The sequence below is a fragment of the Nocardioides sp. genome (genome assembly GCF_035703625.1).
Classification (GTDB): Bacteria; Actinomycetota; Actinomycetes; order Propionibacteriales; family Nocardioidaceae; genus Nocardioides.
Map to the genome: position 1 here is coordinate 1 of NZ_DASSXS010000028.1, position 2,926 is coordinate 2,926.

The 2,926-nt window shown below is 72.1% G+C and carries 3 protein-coding genes; 1 reads left to right on the forward strand and 2 read right to left on the reverse strand.

Going from position 1 to position 2,926, the window contains the following annotated elements; genetic code table 11:
* Window positions 1-1,092, reverse strand: a 1,092-nt coding sequence (nadA, locus tag VFN12_RS01245; protein ID WP_325116724.1) for a quinolinate synthase NadA, incomplete at its 3' end; no start/stop codon positions are given.
* A gap of 19 nt (window positions 1,093-1,111) precedes the next feature.
* The gene (locus VFN12_RS01250; RefSeq protein WP_325116725.1) at window positions 1,112-1,993 is read right to left on the reverse strand and encodes a GNAT family N-acetyltransferase; all 882 of its coding nucleotides are present in this window, start codon (window positions 1,991-1,993) and stop codon (window positions 1,112-1,114) included.
* 33 nt (window positions 1,994-2,026) lie between these two features.
* Between VFN12_RS01250 and VFN12_RS01255 the strand changes: the two genes are divergently transcribed.
* Window positions 2,027-2,926: glycerate kinase (locus VFN12_RS01255; protein WP_325116726.1), on the forward strand; the 900-nt coding region annotated here is incomplete at its 3' end.

A 2,926-nucleotide genomic window follows, 5' to 3' on the forward strand; every position in this document is an offset into this window, starting at 1 on the left:
CTGGATCTGGTTGACCACGAGGCCTGATGCCAGCGACTCCATCGCCCAGACGAAGTGCGGCAGGTCGATCCGGTTCATCGTGGAGCAGTAGCAGACGGTGCGGTCGAGGAAGGAGATGTGCTTGTCGGGGTGCTGGTCTGCCAGCCGCTTGACCAGGTTCAGCTCGGTACCGATGGCCCAGCTCGACCCTGGGGCGGCCGCCTCGATGGTCTGGATGATGAACTCGGTGGAACCGACCAGGTCCGCCTTGAGGACGACCTCGTGCTGGCACTCGGGGTGCACGAGGATCTGGACGTCGGGGATGCTCGCGCGCAGCTCGTCGACGACGGCGGGGGAGAAGCGCCCGTGCACCGAGCAGTGTCCCTTCCACAGGATCATCCGCGCGTCGCGGAGCTGTTCCTCGCTGAGCCCGCCGCCTGGCAGGTGCGGGTTCCACACCACGCACTCCTCGAGTGACAGGCCCATCTTGAGCACCGCGGTGTTGCGCCCGAGGTGCTGGTCGGGGAGGAACAGCACCTTGGCGTCGGACTTCTGGTCGAACGCCCACTCCAGGGCCACCTCCGCGTTGGAGGACGTGCACACCACGCCCCCGTTGCGTCCGCAGAAAGCCTTGATGTCGGCGGAGGAGTTCATGTAGGTCACGGGTACGACGCTGTCGGCGATCCCGGCGTCGGTCAGCGCGTCCCAGGCGTCCTCGACCTGTCCGAGCCGGGCCATGTCGGCCATCGAGCAACCCGCCGCCAGGTCCGGCAGGACCACCTTCTGCTCGGGGGAGGTGAGGATGTCGGCCGACTCGGCCATGAAGTGCACGCCGCAGAAGACGATGAACTCCGCCTCGGGCCGCGCCGCGGCCTCGCGGGCGAGCTTGAACGAGTCGCCGGTGACGTCGGCGAACTGGATGACCTCGTCGCGCTGGTAGTGGTGCCCCAGCACGAACACGCGCTCGCCGAGCGCCTCCTTCGCGGCCTGCGCCCGGGCCACCAGATCGGGGTCGGAGGCCGCCGGCAGGTCGCCGGGGCACTCGACGCCACGCTCGGAGGAGGGGTCCTTGCCCCGACCCAGCGGCAGCAGCGGAAGGTCGACGGTCGTCATGGCCCTCAGTCTAGGTGGGCTAGAGGAAGACCCCGTTGTGGAGGTACGGCGCGGGCGGCTTCATGTTCCGCAGCGCCAGGTAGCCCTCCTGGTGCAGGTCGAGGCGGGCCTCGAGCCCCACGTCGATCGCCCACTCGTTCACCGCGGTGACGTGCCCGATCTCGGTCTTCCCCTCGGTCGACGCCAGCGACTCCCACAGCAGCCGGGTGGCGGTGCGACGGTTGGTGGCGGCCAGCAGCGCAACCCGTCCCGTGGTGTCGAGGTAGGCGTAGCCCGAGCCGGTCGAGGTGTCGGAGACGAGGAGTCGCCACAGCCGCAGCATCACCTCGTGGTCCGGGCCGTGAGCGGCGCCGCGGGTGCGCCGGTCGATGCTGTCCATCAGCTCGATGTCGCCCGACGACCCCTCGCGCACCCGCTCGACGACGGGCAGCGCCGAGCGGTCCACCGTGCCGGCCAGGAACATCTGCGGGTGCAGTGAGAAGCCGGCCTGCCGGTAGCGCCGGGTGGCCTTGGGGTCCGACGACGCCGACAGCATCCCGCGCAGGCAGCCCCGGCCGTGGTGAAGTGCGGCGGCGAGCAGCGCCTTGCCGATCCCCCGTCCCTGGGCACCGGGACGGACGGCGTACGTCGCCAGGATCCACATCAACTCGCGGGTGTACGACGTCGCGAAGCCCACCATGCCGTCGGGATCCTCGGCCACCCAGCAGCCGCCGGGGTCGGTCTGCAGGAAGTGCCGGGTGCGGACGATCCAGTCCTGGCCCCGGTCGGGGGACCGGGGCTGGGGGTCGGGCCAGGACCGGCGGAACATCCGGCTGTCCAGCTCCAGGAAGCCCTCCGAGCTCAGGCGCTCCGCCGTCGGCAGGTCGGCCTCGGCCATCGGCCGGATGGTCGCCTCGGTCACGAGCCCGACCCTATGCGGTGATGAGATGGCCCCATGCGTGTGCTGATCGCCCCGGACAAGTTCGCCGGCACCCTCACGGCCGTCGAAGCGGCCGACGCGATCGCCGACGGGTGGCGCCGGCAGCGGCCTGACGACGAGCTCGACTGCGCGCCGATGGCCGACGGAGGCCCCGGTTTCGTCGACGTCCTGCACGCGGCCCTCGGTGGCGACCTGCTCGCGACCACGGTGGCGGGGCCGTTCGGGAGTCCCGTCCCGGCCACCCTCCTGCTGGTCGGCAAGACGGCCTACGTCGAGAGCGCGCAGGCCTGTGGGCTGCACCTGACCGGGAAGGAGGGCGCGGAGACGGCGACCACCCTCGGCGTGGGGCAGCTGGTCGAGGCGGCCCTCGACTCCGGGGCGACGACGGTCGTGGTCGGGCTCGGCGGAAGCGGCACCAACGACGGCGGGGCGGGGCTCCTCGCCGCCCTCGGCGCCGTCGCGGACGGCCCGCTCGACGCCGGGGTGGGCGCGCTCGACGGCGTGGGCACGGTCGACCTCGAGCCGGCCAGGTCCCGGGTCGCCGGCGTCCGGCTGGTCGCGGCGAGCGACGTGGACAACCCGCTCACGGGCCTCTTCGGCGCCACCAAGGTCTTCGGCCCGCAGAAGGGCATCCCCGAGGAGCGGTTGCCGGTGGTGGACGGGTGGCTGGAGCAGTTCGCCCTGGCCGTCGACCGGCGCACCTCCCTGGCCGAGGGCGCCGGTGCCGCGGGCGGCCTGGGCTTCGGACTGCTGGTGCTGGGGGCGGTCCGCGAGCCGGGCATCGGCCTGGTGGCCGAGGCGGTGAAGCTGGAGGAACGCGCCCGGCAGGCAGACCTGGTGGTGACGGGGGAGGGCGCGTTCGACTTCTCGTCGCGCTCCGGCAAGGTCCCCTACGGCGTCGCGGAGGTCGCGGGC